General features: G+C 36.3%; 14 protein-coding genes. 4 read left to right on the top strand and 10 right to left on the bottom strand.

The window, feature by feature from the left end; genetic code table 11:
* Nucleotides 1-155 precede the first annotated feature (155 nt).
* The 10 genes from AACY93_RS10350 to AACY93_RS10305 all read right to left on the bottom strand — a co-directional run bounded on the left by AACY93_RS10350 (nt 156) and on the right by AACY93_RS10305 (nt 14,195).
* Entirely contained in the window at nt 156-581 is a 426-nt protein-coding gene (locus tag AACY93_RS10350; RefSeq protein WP_286853532.1) for a cation transporter, read from the bottom strand.
* A 36-nt stretch (nt 582-617) separates the two neighbouring features.
* On the bottom strand, nt 618-2,387 hold the full coding sequence (locus AACY93_RS10345) for an efflux RND transporter periplasmic adaptor subunit (protein ID WP_286853531.1): 1,770 nt from the start codon (nt 2,385-2,387) through the stop codon (nt 618-620).
* Nucleotides 2,377-2,859 (bottom strand): DUF305 domain-containing protein, encoded by a 483-nt coding sequence (locus AACY93_RS10340; protein ID WP_286853529.1) that lies wholly within the window; start codon nt 2,857-2,859, stop codon nt 2,377-2,379. Before AACY93_RS10340 ends, AACY93_RS10345 begins: the two co-directional genes overlap by 11 nt.
* A gap of 18 nt (nt 2,860-2,877) precedes the next feature.
* The gene (locus AACY93_RS10335) at nt 2,878-5,394 is read right to left on the bottom strand and encodes a heavy metal translocating P-type ATPase (protein ID WP_286853527.1); all 2,517 of its coding nucleotides are present in this window, start codon (nt 5,392-5,394) and stop codon (nt 2,878-2,880) included.
* A gap of 2 nt (nt 5,395-5,396) precedes the next feature.
* The gene (locus tag AACY93_RS10330; RefSeq protein WP_286853525.1) at nt 5,397-6,578 is read right to left on the bottom strand and encodes a TolC family protein; all 1,182 of its coding nucleotides are present in this window, start codon (nt 6,576-6,578) and stop codon (nt 5,397-5,399) included.
* Between the two features lie 103 nt (nt 6,579-6,681).
* Nucleotides 6,682-7,047, bottom strand: coding sequence for a four helix bundle protein (locus tag AACY93_RS10325; RefSeq protein WP_286853524.1), 366 nt, complete (start codon nt 7,045-7,047; stop codon nt 6,682-6,684).
* A gap of 45 nt (nt 7,048-7,092) precedes the next feature.
* Nucleotides 7,093-10,959, bottom strand: coding sequence for an efflux RND transporter permease subunit (locus tag AACY93_RS10320; protein WP_286853522.1), 3,867 nt, complete (start codon nt 10,957-10,959; stop codon nt 7,093-7,095).
* Nucleotides 10,960-11,065: 106 nt separating this feature from the next.
* Nucleotides 11,066-11,479, bottom strand: a complete 414-nt coding sequence (locus AACY93_RS10315) for a hypothetical protein (RefSeq protein WP_286853521.1) — start codon at nt 11,477-11,479, stop codon at nt 11,066-11,068.
* 67 nt (nt 11,480-11,546) lie between these two features.
* The gene (locus tag AACY93_RS10310; RefSeq protein WP_286853520.1) at nt 11,547-13,667 is read right to left on the bottom strand and encodes a Piwi domain-containing protein; all 2,121 of its coding nucleotides are present in this window, start codon (nt 13,665-13,667) and stop codon (nt 11,547-11,549) included.
* Nucleotides 13,668-13,682: 15 nt separating this feature from the next.
* A complete protein-coding gene (locus AACY93_RS10305; protein ID WP_286853519.1) occupies nt 13,683-14,195 on the bottom strand; it encodes an ORF6N domain-containing protein in 513 nt (170 codons plus the stop codon).
* 726 nt (nt 14,196-14,921) lie between these two features.
* Between AACY93_RS10305 and AACY93_RS10300 the strand changes: the two genes are divergently transcribed.
* From AACY93_RS10300 to AACY93_RS10285, 4 genes are all read left to right on the top strand, one after another.
* A complete protein-coding gene (locus tag AACY93_RS10300; RefSeq protein WP_286853518.1) occupies nt 14,922-15,749 on the top strand; it encodes an AraC family transcriptional regulator in 828 nt (275 codons plus the stop codon).
* Nucleotides 15,750-15,848: 99 nt separating this feature from the next.
* Complete coding sequence (locus AACY93_RS10295) at nt 15,849-16,418, top strand: YceI family protein (protein WP_286853516.1); 570 nt, start codon at nt 15,849-15,851, stop codon at nt 16,416-16,418.
* 42 nt (nt 16,419-16,460) lie between these two features.
* Nucleotides 16,461-16,664, top strand: a complete 204-nt coding sequence (locus AACY93_RS10290) for a hypothetical protein (RefSeq protein WP_286853515.1) — start codon at nt 16,461-16,463, stop codon at nt 16,662-16,664.
* A gap of 123 nt (nt 16,665-16,787) precedes the next feature.
* Nucleotides 16,788-17,639: a DsbA family protein gene (locus AACY93_RS10285; RefSeq protein WP_286853513.1), complete on the top strand. Its 852-nt coding sequence runs from the start codon at nt 16,788-16,790 to the stop codon at nt 17,637-17,639.
* The last annotated feature ends 100 nt before the right edge of the window (nt 17,640-17,739 follow it).

Below are 17,739 nucleotides of genomic sequence, written 5' to 3'. Positions count from 1 at the left end.
ATAAATAGGAATGATATAAAATAACAGTCCAAATTTGTTTTTCTGTGCATCAAACTTATTAGACGAAACAAACTCTGAAAACTTATGATAATTTAAAAATAACAGTAAAAAAAAAGAACTCTTACAAGTCCTTTTTTTCTGTAATTGATTATTAATTAATGAACCTCTGCTTTTATTTCGCCTGACTGGTTCATCATCATGCTGTGATCGTATTTACAACAGTCTGGTAGATTTTTGTAGGCTTCTTCACTTCCAGTAACCTTTTCGGTATCATAACCAGATGCAGCTATGGCATGGTGAATAGCCATAACATCGGTTTTGGTGTCATCAAAAGACACATCTATTTTCTTTTTATCCACATCCCAAGTGGCTTTGGCAACTCCTTCAACGCCATTGGCAGCTTTTTCTATGGTTTTTTTGCACATGCCACAATTTCCCCTTACACCAAAAGATACATCTGTGAATGCCATGTCTTTACTCATTTCGGTGCTTGGTGTTGTTGTTTCTTGTTTCGCTTCATTTTTACAGGCCGTTACACCTAATACCGCAATTACAGCGACACTTAAAATTGCTTTTTTCATTTTTTTAAAAATTTAATTGTTATTATTTGTCTTTACTTAATCTATTACTTGTTTGACTTCGCCACAGGTGAGCATGGCTTCACCAAAATAAGGATTGATTACCTTTTTTTCTTTGCTTAACCAATACGCACCTTGGTTGTTATCTGCCATAGGACAAAATTGAAGATAGGCCGTTTCATTGATGCCAAATACTTCCAGGGCTTTTGTTAATTTTGCTGATAACTGTTTAAAGAAGTCTCTTTGTGAAGGTATGCTTGAAGCTTTAGAAATTGAAACAGCCGATGTTCTCAAGTCATTTTCCAATGCCATCCATTGCTTGTGTGCTTCACCCTTTAAAAGTTCCATATCTATTTCAGATAAATGGCTTAGGAAATTATTTGAAGCTGTTACAGCACGTTTGGAATCTTCCTTAACCAAAGCATCTTTTAAAGCGATATAATCATTAAAAACAAGACTTAATTGTGCTTGAAAGTCCCCTGACACTTCCATACGTTCATGTATATTAACCTGTTTGCTGTCTGTATTGGAAGCATGGTCTCCCGAATGTTCTTGGTGACCTGTCATTGTTTTGTTTCCCTCCTTATTCATCATGGATTTTTTACCTTGCAATTGTGCTGCAGCATCCACAGTAAAAGTTCCATGAGTCACTATCTCATTTCCAACAAACACGCCATCCACAACTTCATAAGTGTCTCCTATTTTATTACCTAAAACCACTTCCTGCATTTCAAAAACAGGTTGGTTTGGCTGTGTTTTTAAATACACTACAGATCGTTTGCCAGTCCATAACACAGCAGATGCAGGAATTGTCAATACATCCTCATTTTTCTTTAAACCACCTTCAATGCTGGCAGTAACAAACATGCCTGGTTTAAATTTAAGATCCTTATTATCTAGTACCACACGGAGAGTTACGGTTCTTGTCTGGGTATTTAATACTGGGTTTATAAAATCTACTGTTCCTGTGAATTCTTTATTGGGATAGGCTTTGGCAGTAACAATTACCTGCTGTCCTTTTTTTAATAAATCAATCTGATTTTCATACACATCAAAATTGGCCCAAACCGAATTGAGGTTGGCTATCTTTAAAAAAGGTTCTCCTTGTTTAACATAATCGCCTTGTGCCACCAATTTTTCAGTAACCGTTCCAGAAACAGTAGCATAAACAGACACGTTTTCTTGTACTTTACCAGTGGTTTCAATGTGATTGATTTGACTTTCAGATAGTTTCCATAATTTCAACTTATTCCTAACTGCTTGATATAATTCGGGTTGTGAATTTTTTATTGACGCTGCTGTTATCAATTCTTGTTGTGCTGCATACAGTTCTGGTGAATAAATGCTTGCCAATAACTGACCTTTAGAAACCGTTTCGCCTGTAGCGTTCACGTACAATTGTTCTATTCTACCTGAAACATAACTTACCTGAACGGCATTGGCCTTTTCATTTTCAGCAATTTTACCTGATAATGTCAAAACATGACCTTCTACGTTTCCTTTACCAATAATACTGGTTTGAATATTGGCCAAGGCCATGGCATTATCTGTTAACTTAAACTGGTTTGCCAACAAACCATCACTTCCTGTTTCGGCAGGAATTAAATCCATACCACAAATAGGGCAATCACCTGGTTCTGGCTGCATAATTTGTGGATGCATGGAACAGGTCCACATTTGATTGGTTTCTGCAACAACTTCATGATTATGGTCTGTTTCTTTTTTTGAAGAACCACCAAATATCACCCAACCCAAAAGTATGCCTGCCGCTAGCAAACCTATGTATATAACTATTTTATTATTTTTCATTTTCCAATCGTTTAATCATGGCTTTCATTTGCTCAATTTCCTTACGTTGTGCTTCAATAATCTCATTAGCCAACTTCTTCACCTCTGGGTCTTGAATTGCTGCACGTTCACTGGTTAAAATAGCAATGGAATGATGTGGTATCATGGCTTTCATCCAAAGGACATCTCCAATTATTGGAGCTTGCATCCTTACCAATCCCAATGCACTTATAAATAGTATGAAACTACCTGCCAATATAGCTATGTTCTTTTTTTTATTGTTATACATGTTACGCATAAAAAACCACATGATGACTGCCATTGCAGAAATACCCAGACACGTCATATAGAAACGTGTTAGACTAAACCATACGTGGTCTATTGTGTATGTGTTTAAATACATGGTAATGTACATGGCTACAAATGAGCAAGCCAACATGATAAAGAAGGTTTTGTAATTTCCTTTATTTGAGTGTTCTTTTGAATTTTCCATTTTAATTTGTTTTAAAAGTTAAACATTAACTGTTCTCAATCGCAGCGCATTGGCAATAACCGAAACCGAACTAAAGCTCATGGCCAAAGCCGCAATCATGGGCGACAGCAATATTCCGAAAACCGGAAATAAAACACCTGCAGCCACTGGCACTCCCAAGGTGTTATAAATCAATGCGAAAAATAAATTTTGTTTGATGTTTTTCATTACAGCATGACTTAGGTTTTTGGCTTTTAAAATACCGTGTAAATCGCCTTTAACCAAGGTTATCATAGCGCTTTCAATAGCCACATCGGTTCCTGTTCCCATGGCAATACCAACATCACTTTTTGCCAATGCTGGTGCATCGTTAATGCCATCTCCAGCCATAGCAACCACTTTACCTTGTTGTTGCAGTTTCTCTACTTCTTTGAGTTTGTCCTCTGGCAGCATACTGGCTTTAAAATCTGCCAGATTTAATTCTGTTGCCACGGCTTGAGCAGTATCGTGATTATCTCCTGTAAGCATGATGACTGCTATCCCTTTATCCTGAAGGGTTTTAATAGCCTTGGCGCTGGTTGTTTTTATTTTATCGCCAATCACCACATAACCAACTACAACTGTATCAATTGCCAAATACGAAACCGTTTTGCCTTGTTTTTGATAGGTTTTTGCCTCATTCTCCATTTCTGAAGAAATTTTAGCGTTGGCATGCTGCATCATTTCTGGGTTTCCTAAGGCTACGGGTTTTCCATTTACTTGTCCTTCCACTCCTTTACCTGTAACAGCACTAAAGTTTTCAGATTTTAGTATTTCTGTTTTCTTTTCTTTACCATATTTTACGGTAGCCTCAGCCAGTGGATGTTCTGAATTACTATTTAACGACACAATATATTGCAGCACCTCAGCTTCGGTAAAACCTGCCTTGCCAGCAGTTAGGCCATCTCCAAAAGCTCCTATTTTTTCAACTGTTGGTTTGCCTTCGGTAATGGTTCCTGTTTTATCAATGATTAAAGTGTCTACCTTGTCCATTTTTTCCAGTGCTTCGGCATTTTTAATAAGCACGCCATTTTGCGCACCTCTACCCACTCCTACCATCACAGACATTGGTGTGGCTAATCCTAAAGCACACGGACAGGCAATAATTAGCACTGCAATGGCATTTACAAAGGCGTACACATAAACAGGTTCTGGACCCCAAAGTGCCCAAACTATAAAAGTTAACACTGAAATAATCGCCACAGCAGGCACAAAATACCCAGATACTTTGTCGGCTAAATTTTGAATAGGCGCACGACTTCTGCTGGCATCGTTCACCATGTGGATAATTTGGGAAAGCAAAGTGTCGCTCCCAATTTTTTCGGCTTTCATCAAGAACACTTGATTCCCGTTTATGGTACCACTGCTTACTTTATCATTAACCGACTTGTTTACGGGAATGGGTTCTCCTGTAATCATGGATTCGTCAATGGTGGTTTCACCTTCGGTAATCGAGCCATCCACAGGAATTTTATCACCTGGTCTTACTTTTAGGATATCTCCTAATTCAATGTGATCGATACTCACTTCCACATCTTCACCATCCACTACCTTTATGGCTTTGTTTGGCGCCAATTTTAACAGTTCCTTGACTGCCGAATTGGTTTTGCTATGAGCTCGCGCTTCCAACAATTGCCCTAATAATACGAGTGTTAAAATTACTGTCGCTGCTTCAAAATAGACGTGCACTGCACCAGATTCCGATAAGAACTGCTCTGGAAACACCTCTGGAAAGAATATGCCAAACACGCTAAACAACCAAGCGACACCTGCTCCAATCCCAATAAGGGTGAACATGTTTAAGTTCCAAGTTTTGATACTTCTATATGCACGTTCAAAAAACATCCATGTGGCATAAAATACCACTGGAATGGACAATACAAATTGAATCCAGTTCCAGTTTTTTTGATGCATGATTTCAAATAGTGGATTGTTGGCAAGCATTTCACTCATGGCAATGATGAAAATGGGCAATGTGAATATGGATGCAATCCAGAATTTCTTTAATAGCTTTTTATAAGTTTTCTCTTCAGAAGACAAATCTGCTTGCATGGGTACCAAATCCATACCGCAAATTGGACATGAACCTGCTTCATCTTTTACTACTTCGGGATGCATGGGACAGGTCCATTGCTCGGAATGGGTTGACGATAAATTCTGTTCCTCAACCAAATCCATACCACAAACCGGACAATCGCCTGGTTTATCATAAGTTTTATCACCTTCGCAATGCATGGGACAATAAAAGGTGCCGGTGCCTTTACCTTTGGATGTTATTACTTTTTTATCTTGAGTTGGTTTTTCGTCAAGCTTATGTATACTGTATCTGTCACCATCATTTCTTAAAGCTTCTTGAAAGGTTTCTAAAGGAATATGTGATGCCATTTCGATTATCGCTTCTGCTTTTTCTAAATCGACTGTTGCTTTGGAAACACCTTTTACTTTAGAAAGTGTTTCTTCTACGTGAGTACGACATCCATTGCAGGTCATTCCGTGTATGTGATATGTGTGTGTCATTTTTAATTCGTTAAATAATTAATAATCGCTGTTTGAACATAGTAGTTTTTAATGGCTTCTATTTGGTTCTTTTGAAGCTTTAGTTGCAACTCTTGAACATCCAAAACATCATTAAAATCTATTGTCCCTGTTTCATAGTTTTTAATTAATATATTCTCTGCATCTTTGGCTTGTTTTAGGTTTTTCTCTTGAGTAACAAACTTAATTCGCGATTGATTTCGTTGCGAAATGGCTTTTGATAATTCCGATTTCAACAAATTCAGTCGTTGCTCTTTTTGCGATTGGATTTCTTGTTTTCGTAATTCGTTTTGTTTGGTTTGAGAGCTATATTTTTTATTGAAAATAGGTATGGAAACCGATAGCATGGGCATGACCATATCTTTAAAGGAACTGGTAATCATTGGACTGTTATCTTGACTGATATATTCCACACCAAAACCAAGCATCGGAGCACTTTCTTTTTGATTTAACAATTCGGATTGTTCTACCGATTGATACAACTTATCAAATTTGAACAACTCTGGGTTTACTTCCAAACTTTCATAACCATTAAAACTATCATCTTCTGGAATTCCCATGGAAGAAACAACTGATACCGCTTCATCATAGTCCCGATTCATCAAACTATTCAAAGCAGCTTGTATCCCTTTATATTGCTGAATCAAAATGTCTTTTTCTTGTTGTAATTCGTTTTGTCTTATCTGCAATCGTAACACATCCACGGCTGATGCTTTACCTACTTCTAAAGAAGTGAGCGCTAGCTGTTCGTAAGATTGTAACAGCGCAATGTTTTTATCCAAAACATCTTGTTTGGCTTTAATTTCATAGAGTTGGTAATAGAATTGCGATACAGAAAGTGCCAGTTTTCGTTTAGCTATCGTAATTTCAATGTACTGCGCATCTGCCATTGACCTTGCATAATTTTCTCTTGCCGTTATGGTGCCAAACCAAGGGAGCATTTGCATAACGGAAACTCGAAAACGTTCCATAGGCATTTCCATTTCTGGTTTTATGGCCATAACCCCCAAATTGAATTCGGTATTAGGCAAACTGTTAACCTCATTCACTTTTTCAGAAGCAATACCATACTGTAATTCAAACTTTTGAATTTCCGGATTGTTTTCTAAAGCTAGGTCTGTGTATTCCTGTAAATTTTGAGAAAATACGGAATGCACTGAAGACATTAAAAGTATTGGCAACAGAAATTGGAAACTGGAAGTTGGAAGCTGGAACAACTGCCGAGTTACCATTGAATGGATTAGAAGCCCAATATTATTTATTAGTGTTTTATTCATAACTTTTCCAATTTTGATATAATTTGGTCAACATTTTTCCTATTTGGCTATTTTGTTTTGAAAATCTGGAATACTCCTCTTGAGCTAAATATTTGCATGCAAAGGCATAATCAAGCCAGTCTTGAGTTTCTCCGTTTGAACCTAGTGCTGTAACCAACTGTTGTTTAAAAACGGCTTCATACATTCGTTTGCTCCAACCTTCACTAATATTTGCTGAAACTGAACGTGAGGAACGCACAATTTGTGAAGTAAGTGAATACATTTCTTCTTTTGGAAATTTCCTTGTTCGCCAAAAAATATTCATAGCTAAAGAAAACGCCTCTTGATGAACCTTTAAATCTTTATAGGACTTTATCATAATTCAATAATTTTAAATTTTAATCTATTTTCCAACTTCCAACCTCTAACCTCTAACCTTCCACTCTGCTCTCCAGCTGTATAAAACTGGAACTACAAATAAAGTTATTAAGGCTATGAGCATGCCTCCAAAACTTGGGATAGCCATGGGGATCATGATGTCGCTTCCTCGTCCTGTGGATGTCAATACTGGCAATAAAGCCAGAATGGTGGTTGCAGTGGTCATCAAACAAGGTCTGATTCGTTTTTCTCCAGCCTCCACGATGGATGCTCTAATTTCCTTTTTGGTTTCTGGTGAATTTCTTCGGAAGGTTTGCGTTAAATACGTTGCCATGACCACACCATCATCGGTTGCAATTCCGAAGAGCGCAATAAACCCAACCCAAACTGCTACACTTAAATTAATGGGATGCATTTGGAACAAATCACGAAGATTTTCCCCAAAGAAATTAAAGTTTAAAAACCAATTTTGACCATACAACCAAATCATGATAAAACCTCCTGCAAATGCGACTGCAATACCTGTAAACACCATTAACGATGTTGCCACAGAACGGAATTGGAAATACAGAATTAAGAAAATAATTGCCAAGGCTAACGGCACAACAACCGATAAGGTTTTTTCTGCCCGTAATTGATTTTCATACGTTCCTGTAAATTGATAATTAATGCCTTTTGGAACTATCAATTCACCAGAATCTATTTTTTCTTGAATTAATGCTTGTGCATTTTCCACTACAGTTACCTCAGCAAAGCCATCCCTTTTATCGAACAACACATAACCCACCAAAAAGGTATCTTCACTTTTAATCACTTGTGGCCCTTGCTCATAACGTATGCTTGCCAATTCGTTTAAAGGAACAGGATTGCCTTTTTCAACAGGTATATAAATTTGTTCCAAAGCGGTTGGATTGGCTCGTAATTCCCTTGGGTATCTCACACGAACACCATAACGCTCCCTACCTTCAACCGTTTGGGTTAAAACCATACCTCCAACGGCTACTTTCAACACATCTTGTACCTCTTCAATGGTAATGCCGTAACGTGCAATCTTCTCTCTATCAATATCTATGAGCAAATACGGTTTCCCTACAATTCGATCAGCAAAAACAGCTTCTTCTTTAACCCCTTCTGCTTCCTTGATAATGTTTTCCAATTGTACGCCAAACGCTTCAATTTGTTTTAAATCCTGACCTTTTACTTTAATTCCCATAGGTGCTCGCATTCCTGTTTGCAGCATGACCAATCGGGTTTCTATGGGTTGCAGTTTTGGCGCAGAGGTTACGCCTGGCAATTTGGTTACACGAACTATTTCATTCCAAATGTCGTCTGGTGATTCAATTTCTGGTCGCCAGTTACGGTAGAATTCACCATCATCGTCTGGGATTAATTGAGACCTTTCGATTGAAGTGCCCGAGGTAATGTAACGTGGTTTGTCATTCTGAACGGAGTGAAGAATCTCTTTATGGGATTTAGCTTCGCTGAACTCACGTTTATCACCACTCGTTCCTCGTTCTGTCGGAATGACATTCGCTTTCAATTCAAACAAACCATCTTCATTGACTTTATAACGTTGGCGCTCCCCTTTATCATTCAGCATATATTCTGATTTGTACTGAATGATATTCTCATACATGGATAATGGTGCTGGGTCTAAAGCCGATTCGGTTCTTCCTGCTTTACCAACAACGGTTTCAATTTCTGGAATACTGGCCACAGCCATATCCAATTGTTGCAAAACGCGTTTATTTTCTTCCACACCAGCATGAGGCATGGAGGTAGGCATCAATAAAAATGAACCTTCATTTAAGGATGGCATAAACTCTTTGCCAGTATTGTTCATAATGAAAAATCCTGCGATGACAATCGCTGTTGGAACAGATAAAAACAATAATTTGTTATTTAAACACCATCTTAAAATACGTGTATAATATGAAATGAACAATGAGAAAACACCTAATAAACCAAAGCAAATCACACTTACAAATATCAGGTTCCAGAAAATACTTTTATCAACTCCCAATGGTCGCCAATACTCGGCTAACAGGAATACTATCGCAGATGCCGAAATAATGATATTGACAAGATTAGTTTGTTTGTCAATTATTTTATTTTGAAGATTGAGAAGTGCTATAGTTCCAAAAGCTATCAGTATTAACCCTAACCAATAACCGTATACTAAAGCTATGATACCAAATGCTATTAAAGCGCCATTTAAAATAGTTTTAAAACTGGTTTTAATACGTTTTCTTCGGAATAAAAAAGCTGCAAAAGGTGGGATTAAAAATAAAGCCACAATTATTGATGCTGTTAGGGCAAAGGTTTTTGTAAAGGCCAATGGTCTAAATAGTTTGCCTTCGGCACCAATCATGGTAAACACAGGAATGAAACTGATAATAGTAGTCATGACTGCTGTTACAATGGCTCCAGAGACTTCTGCTGTGGCGTTATAAACGATTTGGTTTATAGAACGTTTGTCATTCTGAACAGCATGAAGAGCCTCATCCTGAGATCTAGCTTCGCTGAGCTCACGTTTCTCGTTGCTCGTACCTCGCTCTGTCGGAATGATATTTTCGTTTTCATCTAAATGCCGAATGATGTTTTCAGAAAGAATCACACCTACATCGACCATAGTACCAATAGCAATAGCGATACCTGATAAAGCAACAATATTAGCATCAACGCCAAAGAGCTTCATGGCTATAAACACCATTAATACCGCTACAGGCAACAATCCTGAAATTAACACTGAGGCTCGAAGGTTAAAGACCATAACAATAATCACAAGAATGGTAATCAATATTTCTAATGTCAAGGCTTCGTTAAGGGTTCCTAAAGTTTCTTGGATGAGTTCTGTTCTATCGTAAAATGGCACAATGGTAACTTGCGATGTTCTTCCATCTGCCAAGGTTTTGGAAGGCAACCCAGCACTTATTTCATTTATTTTCTCTTTAACGTTATTAATTACCTCAAGCGGATTTGCACCATAACGCGCCACAACCACAGCTCCTACAACTTCCGCCCCTTCCTTATCCAAGATGCCTCTACGGGCTGCTGGACCAAGCGACACTTTACCAATATCTTTAATTCGGATGGAAGTAAAATCCTTTGAAGTGACCACAGCATTTTCAATATCTGATATCGATTTTACATAACCCAATCCACGCACTAAATATTCTGCTTGATTAATCTCTAATGTTTGTGCTCCAATATCTCGGTTACTTTCTTTAACTGCTTTTACAATATGGTGCAAGCCAATATTATATTGACGCATTAATTCTGGGTTTACATCCACTTGGTATTCTTGCACGTAACCACCAATAGATGCAACTTCAGATACACCACTTGCAGAGGATAGTGCATATTTAACATAGTAATCTTGAATGCTACGCAATTCGTGTAAATCCCAACCACCTGTAACGGTTCCGTTTTCATCACGACCTTCAAGCGTGTACCAAAATATTTGTCCTAAACCTGTGGCGTCAGGCCCCAATGCAGGATTCACATCTTCTGGTAACAAACCACTTGGTAAGGAATTGAGTTTTTCGAGAATGCGGCTTCGGCTCCAGTAAAACTCTACATCTTCTTCAAAAATGATATAGATACTGGAAAATCCAAACATTGACGAACTTCGAATGGTTTTTACTCCAGGAATCCCTAACAAGGATGTGGTTAATGGATAGGTAATTTGATCTTCAATATCTTGTGGTGAACGACCATCCCATTTGGTAAATACAATTTGTTGGTTTTCACCAATATCTGGAATAGCATCGACTGCTACCGGATTGCTTGGCAAGAAACCAGTATCCCAATTAAAAGGTGCGTTTACGGTTCCCCATCCTATAAAAAGAACGAGCAACAGAACAGCAACGAGCTTATTTTCTATTAAGAATTTGATGCTTTTATTTAGCATTGGTTTTGATAATTAAACAGTTAGACATTGGCGTTAGGACAACACCGAATACAGCAAATTACCTTATGACAAAAGCCATAGGATAACACAGTCTATTGTTTAAAAATCAAATTAGGTAAGTCTCATCAAGCTTGTATAACTGCCTGACGACCAAAGGTGGTTTATACTCTCTAAAAGAGTTTATATCTTCATTATACTCTTCAAAAAGGTTGCTATAAGTATATACGAAAGATGCAATGAATACTTGTTGTTCAAATGAAACTTTATCGAATTGTATTTGTAGTTCATCTTGTCCCTCAATAGATAATTGCTTGTCGTCACAACAGTTTTTTTTGGTAATGGAACAGCTTTCAGTTGAAGGTTTTTCCATTTCCATACCGCAACCTTTGGCTTTATGAAAAAGAGCAGTTTCTACCAAAGTATCACCACAATAATGCATATTAACCGTAAATGACATTGTAGAGAACAACACTACAATTGCCATTGTCAAGGACAATATTTTATGGAATACTTGTTTCATTGTAATTGCGAAGTTACGAAATTTTAACAAATACTTATTTAATTAACAGAAGTTTAGATTTTTAAAACTACAGAAACCACAAGGTATCTTTTGCATCTTCTGGAACACCATTATTGAAACGAGGTGCTATTTGGGCTACCATTTCGGGATATTTTATGGTTATTGGTACATTTTGTTGACGTAAGGATTTCCAATACAGTCTGCTAAACTGGAATACTTGTGTGAGTAATTCTGTAATGATGTTATCATCTTCAAAAGCATCTTCATTAGGGCTACTCATACTTACTTTAATTGGGAAAGGGAACCCATCGGAATCAAAAAAGCGTTCTTCTTCAAACCTACCGTTATTGAATAGTAAAAATTTACGCTCTCCTAATCTTACAAAAGTTCCGCTATATGGCATTAGATTATTTTCAAAATCGGTATCATACGCTATGATGTCTTTTGATTCTGTTTTATTGATATTTAAGATGTAAATAGGTTTATTCTCAAGATTGAGTTTATGCATTCCTTCTAAAATAGGTTGCATTTCTCGCTTACTCATTTCTTTGTAAAAGTGAATAACAATTTTATCAGCTTCGGATTGTGTAAAGAATTTACGAATTGCTGTAATAATACTTCCTGCCAACAAATCTGTTTCGTTTTTTGAAAAACAATCGAACTTATTGAAAATCCCGTTGTTTTGAAAACTGAATGCACTTGCTACATAACGGTGTTTATGATCTTGATTGGTAAATGCGCCTACTCCAATCACCAATTCTTTTTTATCGGTTACTGCCAACTTCCAAGGTGCGCCACCTAATTTAGCGTGGATAGCCAATGCCATATTTTGTAATGAAAATTGGAAGTTGTATTGATTTTCAATATTGACGACCATTTTTTCATAATCTACTACTTGAGTTACAATCCTTTCGTTTAAAAACAATTCTTTAATCCGGATGTAAATTTCGCGGTCGTCAGGATCTGGTGTGAACTTATCGAATGGGCTTAAATAAAATGCTGCGTATTTTATATTATCGTGGTCGAAGGTTAAACTTTCTAACTTTTCAATTATTTCTGGAATCGGGTCGTTTTCATTGGTAAACTCAATAAAGTGTTCTTTAGATGTTGCTACTTTAATATTTACATACGACTCAATACCGTGGAAGTATTTCTTCTTTGTGTCTGTTACATCAACACCATTTTTTAAATTACCATAAAACGACTTAATAGCTTCTTTATGTGATGTATGATAAATAAAGAAAAACTTAATGTTTTGATTGTTTGGTCTGCGATATGGGCTTAAGATATTCATTGCCTTTTTAGGCACTAAATGGGTTTTCTTATTGCCATATTGGTCTTTACCAAACTCCAATAAGCCCAAGTTGGGATTTATGTGATTAATACGGTTACCAGGCACATCTATAAAAGCATCTTGCTTAAATGGGAATAAGGCTTTAAATTCTTCTGTAAACAAATACTTTTCTGCAAAATTGGAAATGAGTGTTACGTACTTTTGATATTTGTTTTTTGGTCTTTCAGGTTCTTCAATTGGTATGTTTACCGCTCTTGCCAATTTTAAATTAAATATTGGAAAGGCTTGACTAAAATCTATGCTGTTGTAAAAGTCTTCTTTGTCCTCTGTGTCGAGGTCCATTTGGTAATTAAATGTTTTTTGACCATACACGCAGCGTTTGATTAGCTCTGTTTCCTCAATATCCTGAACTGACTTGGTTAGGACTTTTGATGTCCCATCATAGGACACTATTAGCTCTGGTAAATCTGTAAGTTTTGCGAACTGTATCTTAAATGAAAATTTATAAAAGAGGTTATAGTCTGCTGTATTTCCTTTTTTTGAAGGTATCCACACTTGTACATCACGCACAAAGTTTTTGACTACGATATAGCCCTTTTCTAAAAAATATGTTTTTAATTGGTGTTTAAGGAATTGCTTGTAAATGCGTAGTTCTTTACCTTTTGTCAAGTCTATTTTGATACTTGGTGCATTGGGTATTTCTTGAGTAAAGGTGGTGTAAATATGCTCTAAACCTGATAAATCTGTATCTGGAAACGCCTTTTTAATCTGCTTTGAAAACTTTGACCAATGAATTGGATGGCTTTCTTCTATATCCTCCAATGATAAGTATATGGTAGGCGTGCTACTTGGCCATTTAAAATTTAGTATGTTGGTTTTTAAGTGTTCTTGCATAATTCGGGGTGCTTCTCAATCTCTTTTATACCCAATTTGCTTTCTATTAGCTTGTTCTTTTTCTTTTTGATCTTTATTTAAAAGGTAATGTAGCGCCTGATTAATATCTTTGAATTTTGTATTCATTTCCTTTTCCAAGATAGCAATGGCTTCTTTAAGGTCTTTGTAATCTGCCAGATGTTGACGTAACACTACAAAGGCTCTAATAATGGCTATATTTACCTCGATTGCTTTTTTACTGTTAAGCACGCTTGATAACATTGCCACTCCTTGTTCAGTAAAGGCAAAAGGTGTTGCTGGACTAAATTTTATGTTCTCTGGGAGGTTATCACAATTTGTGATAAGCTGTTGCCATTCTGGTTTTGATAACTGAAACATGAAGTCTTCAGGAAATCTTTCCAAATTTCTTCTCACTGCTTGTTTGAGAGCTCGGGTTTCTACTCCATACATTTCAGCAAGATCAAAATCGAGCATGATGCGTTCTCCTCGCACTTGATAGATTTTATTTTGAATTACCTGTAATTGCATTTCACTTGTTTTAAAATAGCGCAAAAGCTTACCTTACCATACCGTAGTATCGTAAAATTTGCCAAACCTTAATCTGTCTTTAGGGAGACTTTTAGTTCTTAAAAATAAGAAAAGAAAACAAAGAACCCTAAAAGGCAAATAGAAAAATAAAAGTAGTTTTTAACACTTTAATATTGCTACGGTTTTCCGTAAGAAATTTTTAATTTCAAGTTTATTATTGAAAACGTGGTGCCAGTTATAGTGTTCATTATTTTTAAGTGTTCAGTGACAATGAACATTGTGATATAGTGAACACCAAGCTACATCCTTAATATTATATCCTGAATCAACATTTCGACAGGCTCAATGTGACATATAGGATTACAAAAGGAAGGAAATGAGGGTTTTGGGGATTTTAAGGAATCTAAATATTATGCAAAGAAATGAGGATTTAAAATCCTCGTTTCCTTAACCGTGTTCGTTCAGTTGGTACGGTGGTCATTTTCAGGTTTTTGTTAAAGCAGTATTCTCAAAAGACCTACTAACAAAATTCTTCTGCTGATGTAATTACAGCATTGAATTTAAGATATTTATGGGACTATTGACCAAAATATAATTACTCTATATCCTTAATTCCTTGAAATCCTCAATTACCTTAACTAAACAAAAGGTATATATGGAATAGAATATTTAGAACTAATTTAAAATTAGTAAATTTAGACTCTAGAATACATCAGTAATTAAGCAATGGACCAGCCAGTAAACATATTTAGGTTTTCTATTGAAGATGCAAAAAAAGTTGCCTCTTCAACTAATGAACCTCATAATCATAACTTTGAAGAAATCCTAATAGGTATGGAAGGCTCTATTGAACATTTCATAGATTTTGAGACCACAACTGTAGATGCGCCCTATGTTTGTTTTGTAAGCAAAGGCAAAGTACACAGAGTAAAACCTATAGTAAAAGATGGTAAGTGCGATGTTTGGGTTATTAGGTTTAGTAGTGAATTTACAGCTGAAATTATATTTCAACTTTACTCTGCTTTCCATAATAATGCCAATATATTTTGGCCAGTTGAACGGCTTACGGGACGCCTTCCGGTTTTAACTGAAATGATGTATAGCGAATTAAGGCAATCAAATCCTGATTTTTCAGTCATTCGTCATTTGCTCAACGCCGTTATTTCGATTGTGCTATCTGAAAAGCAGAAACAGCAGACTGCGAATATTTCCTCAAACCAAAATGAGACCTTTACTAATTTTCTTGCCATTTTGGAAGAAAATTTTCGACGCCCATTGAGTGTAGGTTTTTATGCTGAAAAATTGTTTATGAGCACACGTAACTTAAACTTGATTTGTCAAAATATTTTACAGCAAAGTGTGTCGGAAATCATAGAAACCAGAAAATTGATGGAAGCCAAAAATTTACTGACTACCACTGATAAAACCATTGCTGAAATAGCCTACGAATTAGGCTATAATGAAAACTCTTACTTCTCTAATGTTTTCAAAAAAAAATCGGGGCAAACACCTGGTGAGTTTCGGGATGAGATGCGAAGCCTGTTAACATCCTAAAATTACACCTCTACTACCGAAAAGTGTAATTGACAACATAGTTAGTGCTACTATTTTTGTAATCAAATAATATATTAACCATTTAAATTTTATACGATTATGAAAAAAGCACTGATTTTATTAGTAATGTCCCTTTATAGCATAGGGACTTTTGCACAGACCCAATGGCAGGTAGACCCTTACCATTCTTCGTTAAATTTTAGCATCAAGCATTCAGGCATTAGTTTGGTGAATGGAAAGTTTATAGACTACACAGGTTGTTTAACCACAAATGGTGATGCTTTAAGCGATGCACAATTTAATTTTAACGTGCAGGTAACCAGTATTGACACCAATGTAGATGCCAGAGACAAGCACTTGAGAAGTGCTGATTTTTTTGAAGCGGAGACCTATCCAAGCATGACTTTTAAAAGCACCAAAATTTTGGCTACAGGTAAACCCAATCAGTATTTACTATACGGCGACCTAACCATAAAAGGTATAACAAAACCAGTAATTTTTGATGTGTATTACGGCGGAACTGCCAAAAGTGACCAAGGCGAAAAAATAGGGTTGAAAGCAAAAACCACAATTAACAGGTTTGACTACAACATTAATTACGACCCTACTGCAGCTGGTATTGGAAAGGACGTGCACATTGTGGTTCATTTACAGTTTGCAGCACAGTAATACACAAACAACGTAATTATTAACATTTAAAATTTAGAAATCATGAGAAAGTTTAAAGTCCAAAAGATAAGTAAAGAAGACGTTTATGTTCGCTATTTGATTGCAGCTGTCTTAATTCTGATAGTATTAACAGCACAATTAACAGGGCTTCCATGTTACTTTTTGCTCACATTGGCAGGGGTATTGTTGCTTACCGGTATAGCAGAAAAGAGCTTTCTTAAAGCAAGATTCTATCCAGATGAATAATAGTCAAAATTATGACCTGATATTATAAAATTGTAATTAAAATTTAAGAAAAAGTCTATAAATACTGATTTAAAGAACCCACTGATTTGTAATCCAGAAACAGGTGTTTGTGAAATACTTACAATGGAGCATACGTCCGAAAAAATTAGAACTGATAATACGTTGGCGAAACCCATTCGTGTGATGTACTATACGGACCCTATCTGCTCAAGTTGCTGGGGTATTGAACCACAATTGCGCAAGTTGAAGCTTGAATATGGGCACCTACTTGATTTTGAATATAGGATGGGTGGGCTTTTGCCCGATTGGAACTATAGTGACGGTATTATTAACAATCCGGTAGATGTTGCAAAACATTGGGATGAAGTGAGCTATTACTTTCAAATGCCCATAGATGGAGACATCTGGTTGGAAGACCCTTTACATTCTTCTTACCCACCCTCAATCGCTTTTAAGGCCGCACAGTTGCAGGACGATGAAAAGGCAATTGATTTTTTGAGGCAAATGCGCGAACTGTTGTTTCTTGAAAAGAAGAATATTACAAAATGGGAGCACATTGCAAAAGCTGCGATTTTCTCAAAATTGGATGTGAACCAATTGAAAGAAGATTATTTATATGGAAAAGCAGAACAAGATTTTCTTGAAGATTTGGAACTTGGCCGACAATTAGGCATTCGAGGATTTCCTACTATTATATTTAAAGATGAAAAAGGGAATGAACAACTTGTATATGGGTCAAAATCCTATAAAGATTATGAGCTGGCTATAAATAAGTTATTGCCGTTAAACAAGAAAAAGCATTATGATACTTCGTTGAACAATTTGTTGTCCCACTATCCAACACTTACGGTAAAAGAATATGCAGAGTTGGCCGATAAAGGTATAATAATAGCGAAACAGATGCTGGATGATTTGAACAGAACTGGACAACTTAAAAGAACAGAAACCAAGAACGGTAACTTATATAGTTTGTGATTACTATACCTTTTAATGTAGAAAATTAAAAAAATAGGCAGCATGAAAGTATATTCAACATTAGTCGAAGCTATCAACGATTTAACCACAAGAGGTTATA

The sequence above is a fragment of the uncultured Xanthomarina sp. genome, assembly GCF_963971605.1.
Lineage (GTDB): Bacteria > Bacteroidota > Bacteroidia > Flavobacteriales > Flavobacteriaceae > Xanthomarina > Xanthomarina gelatinilytica.
The sequence above is the reverse complement of the archived record's forward strand: the minus strand, read 5'-3'. Positions and strand labels throughout refer to the sequence as shown.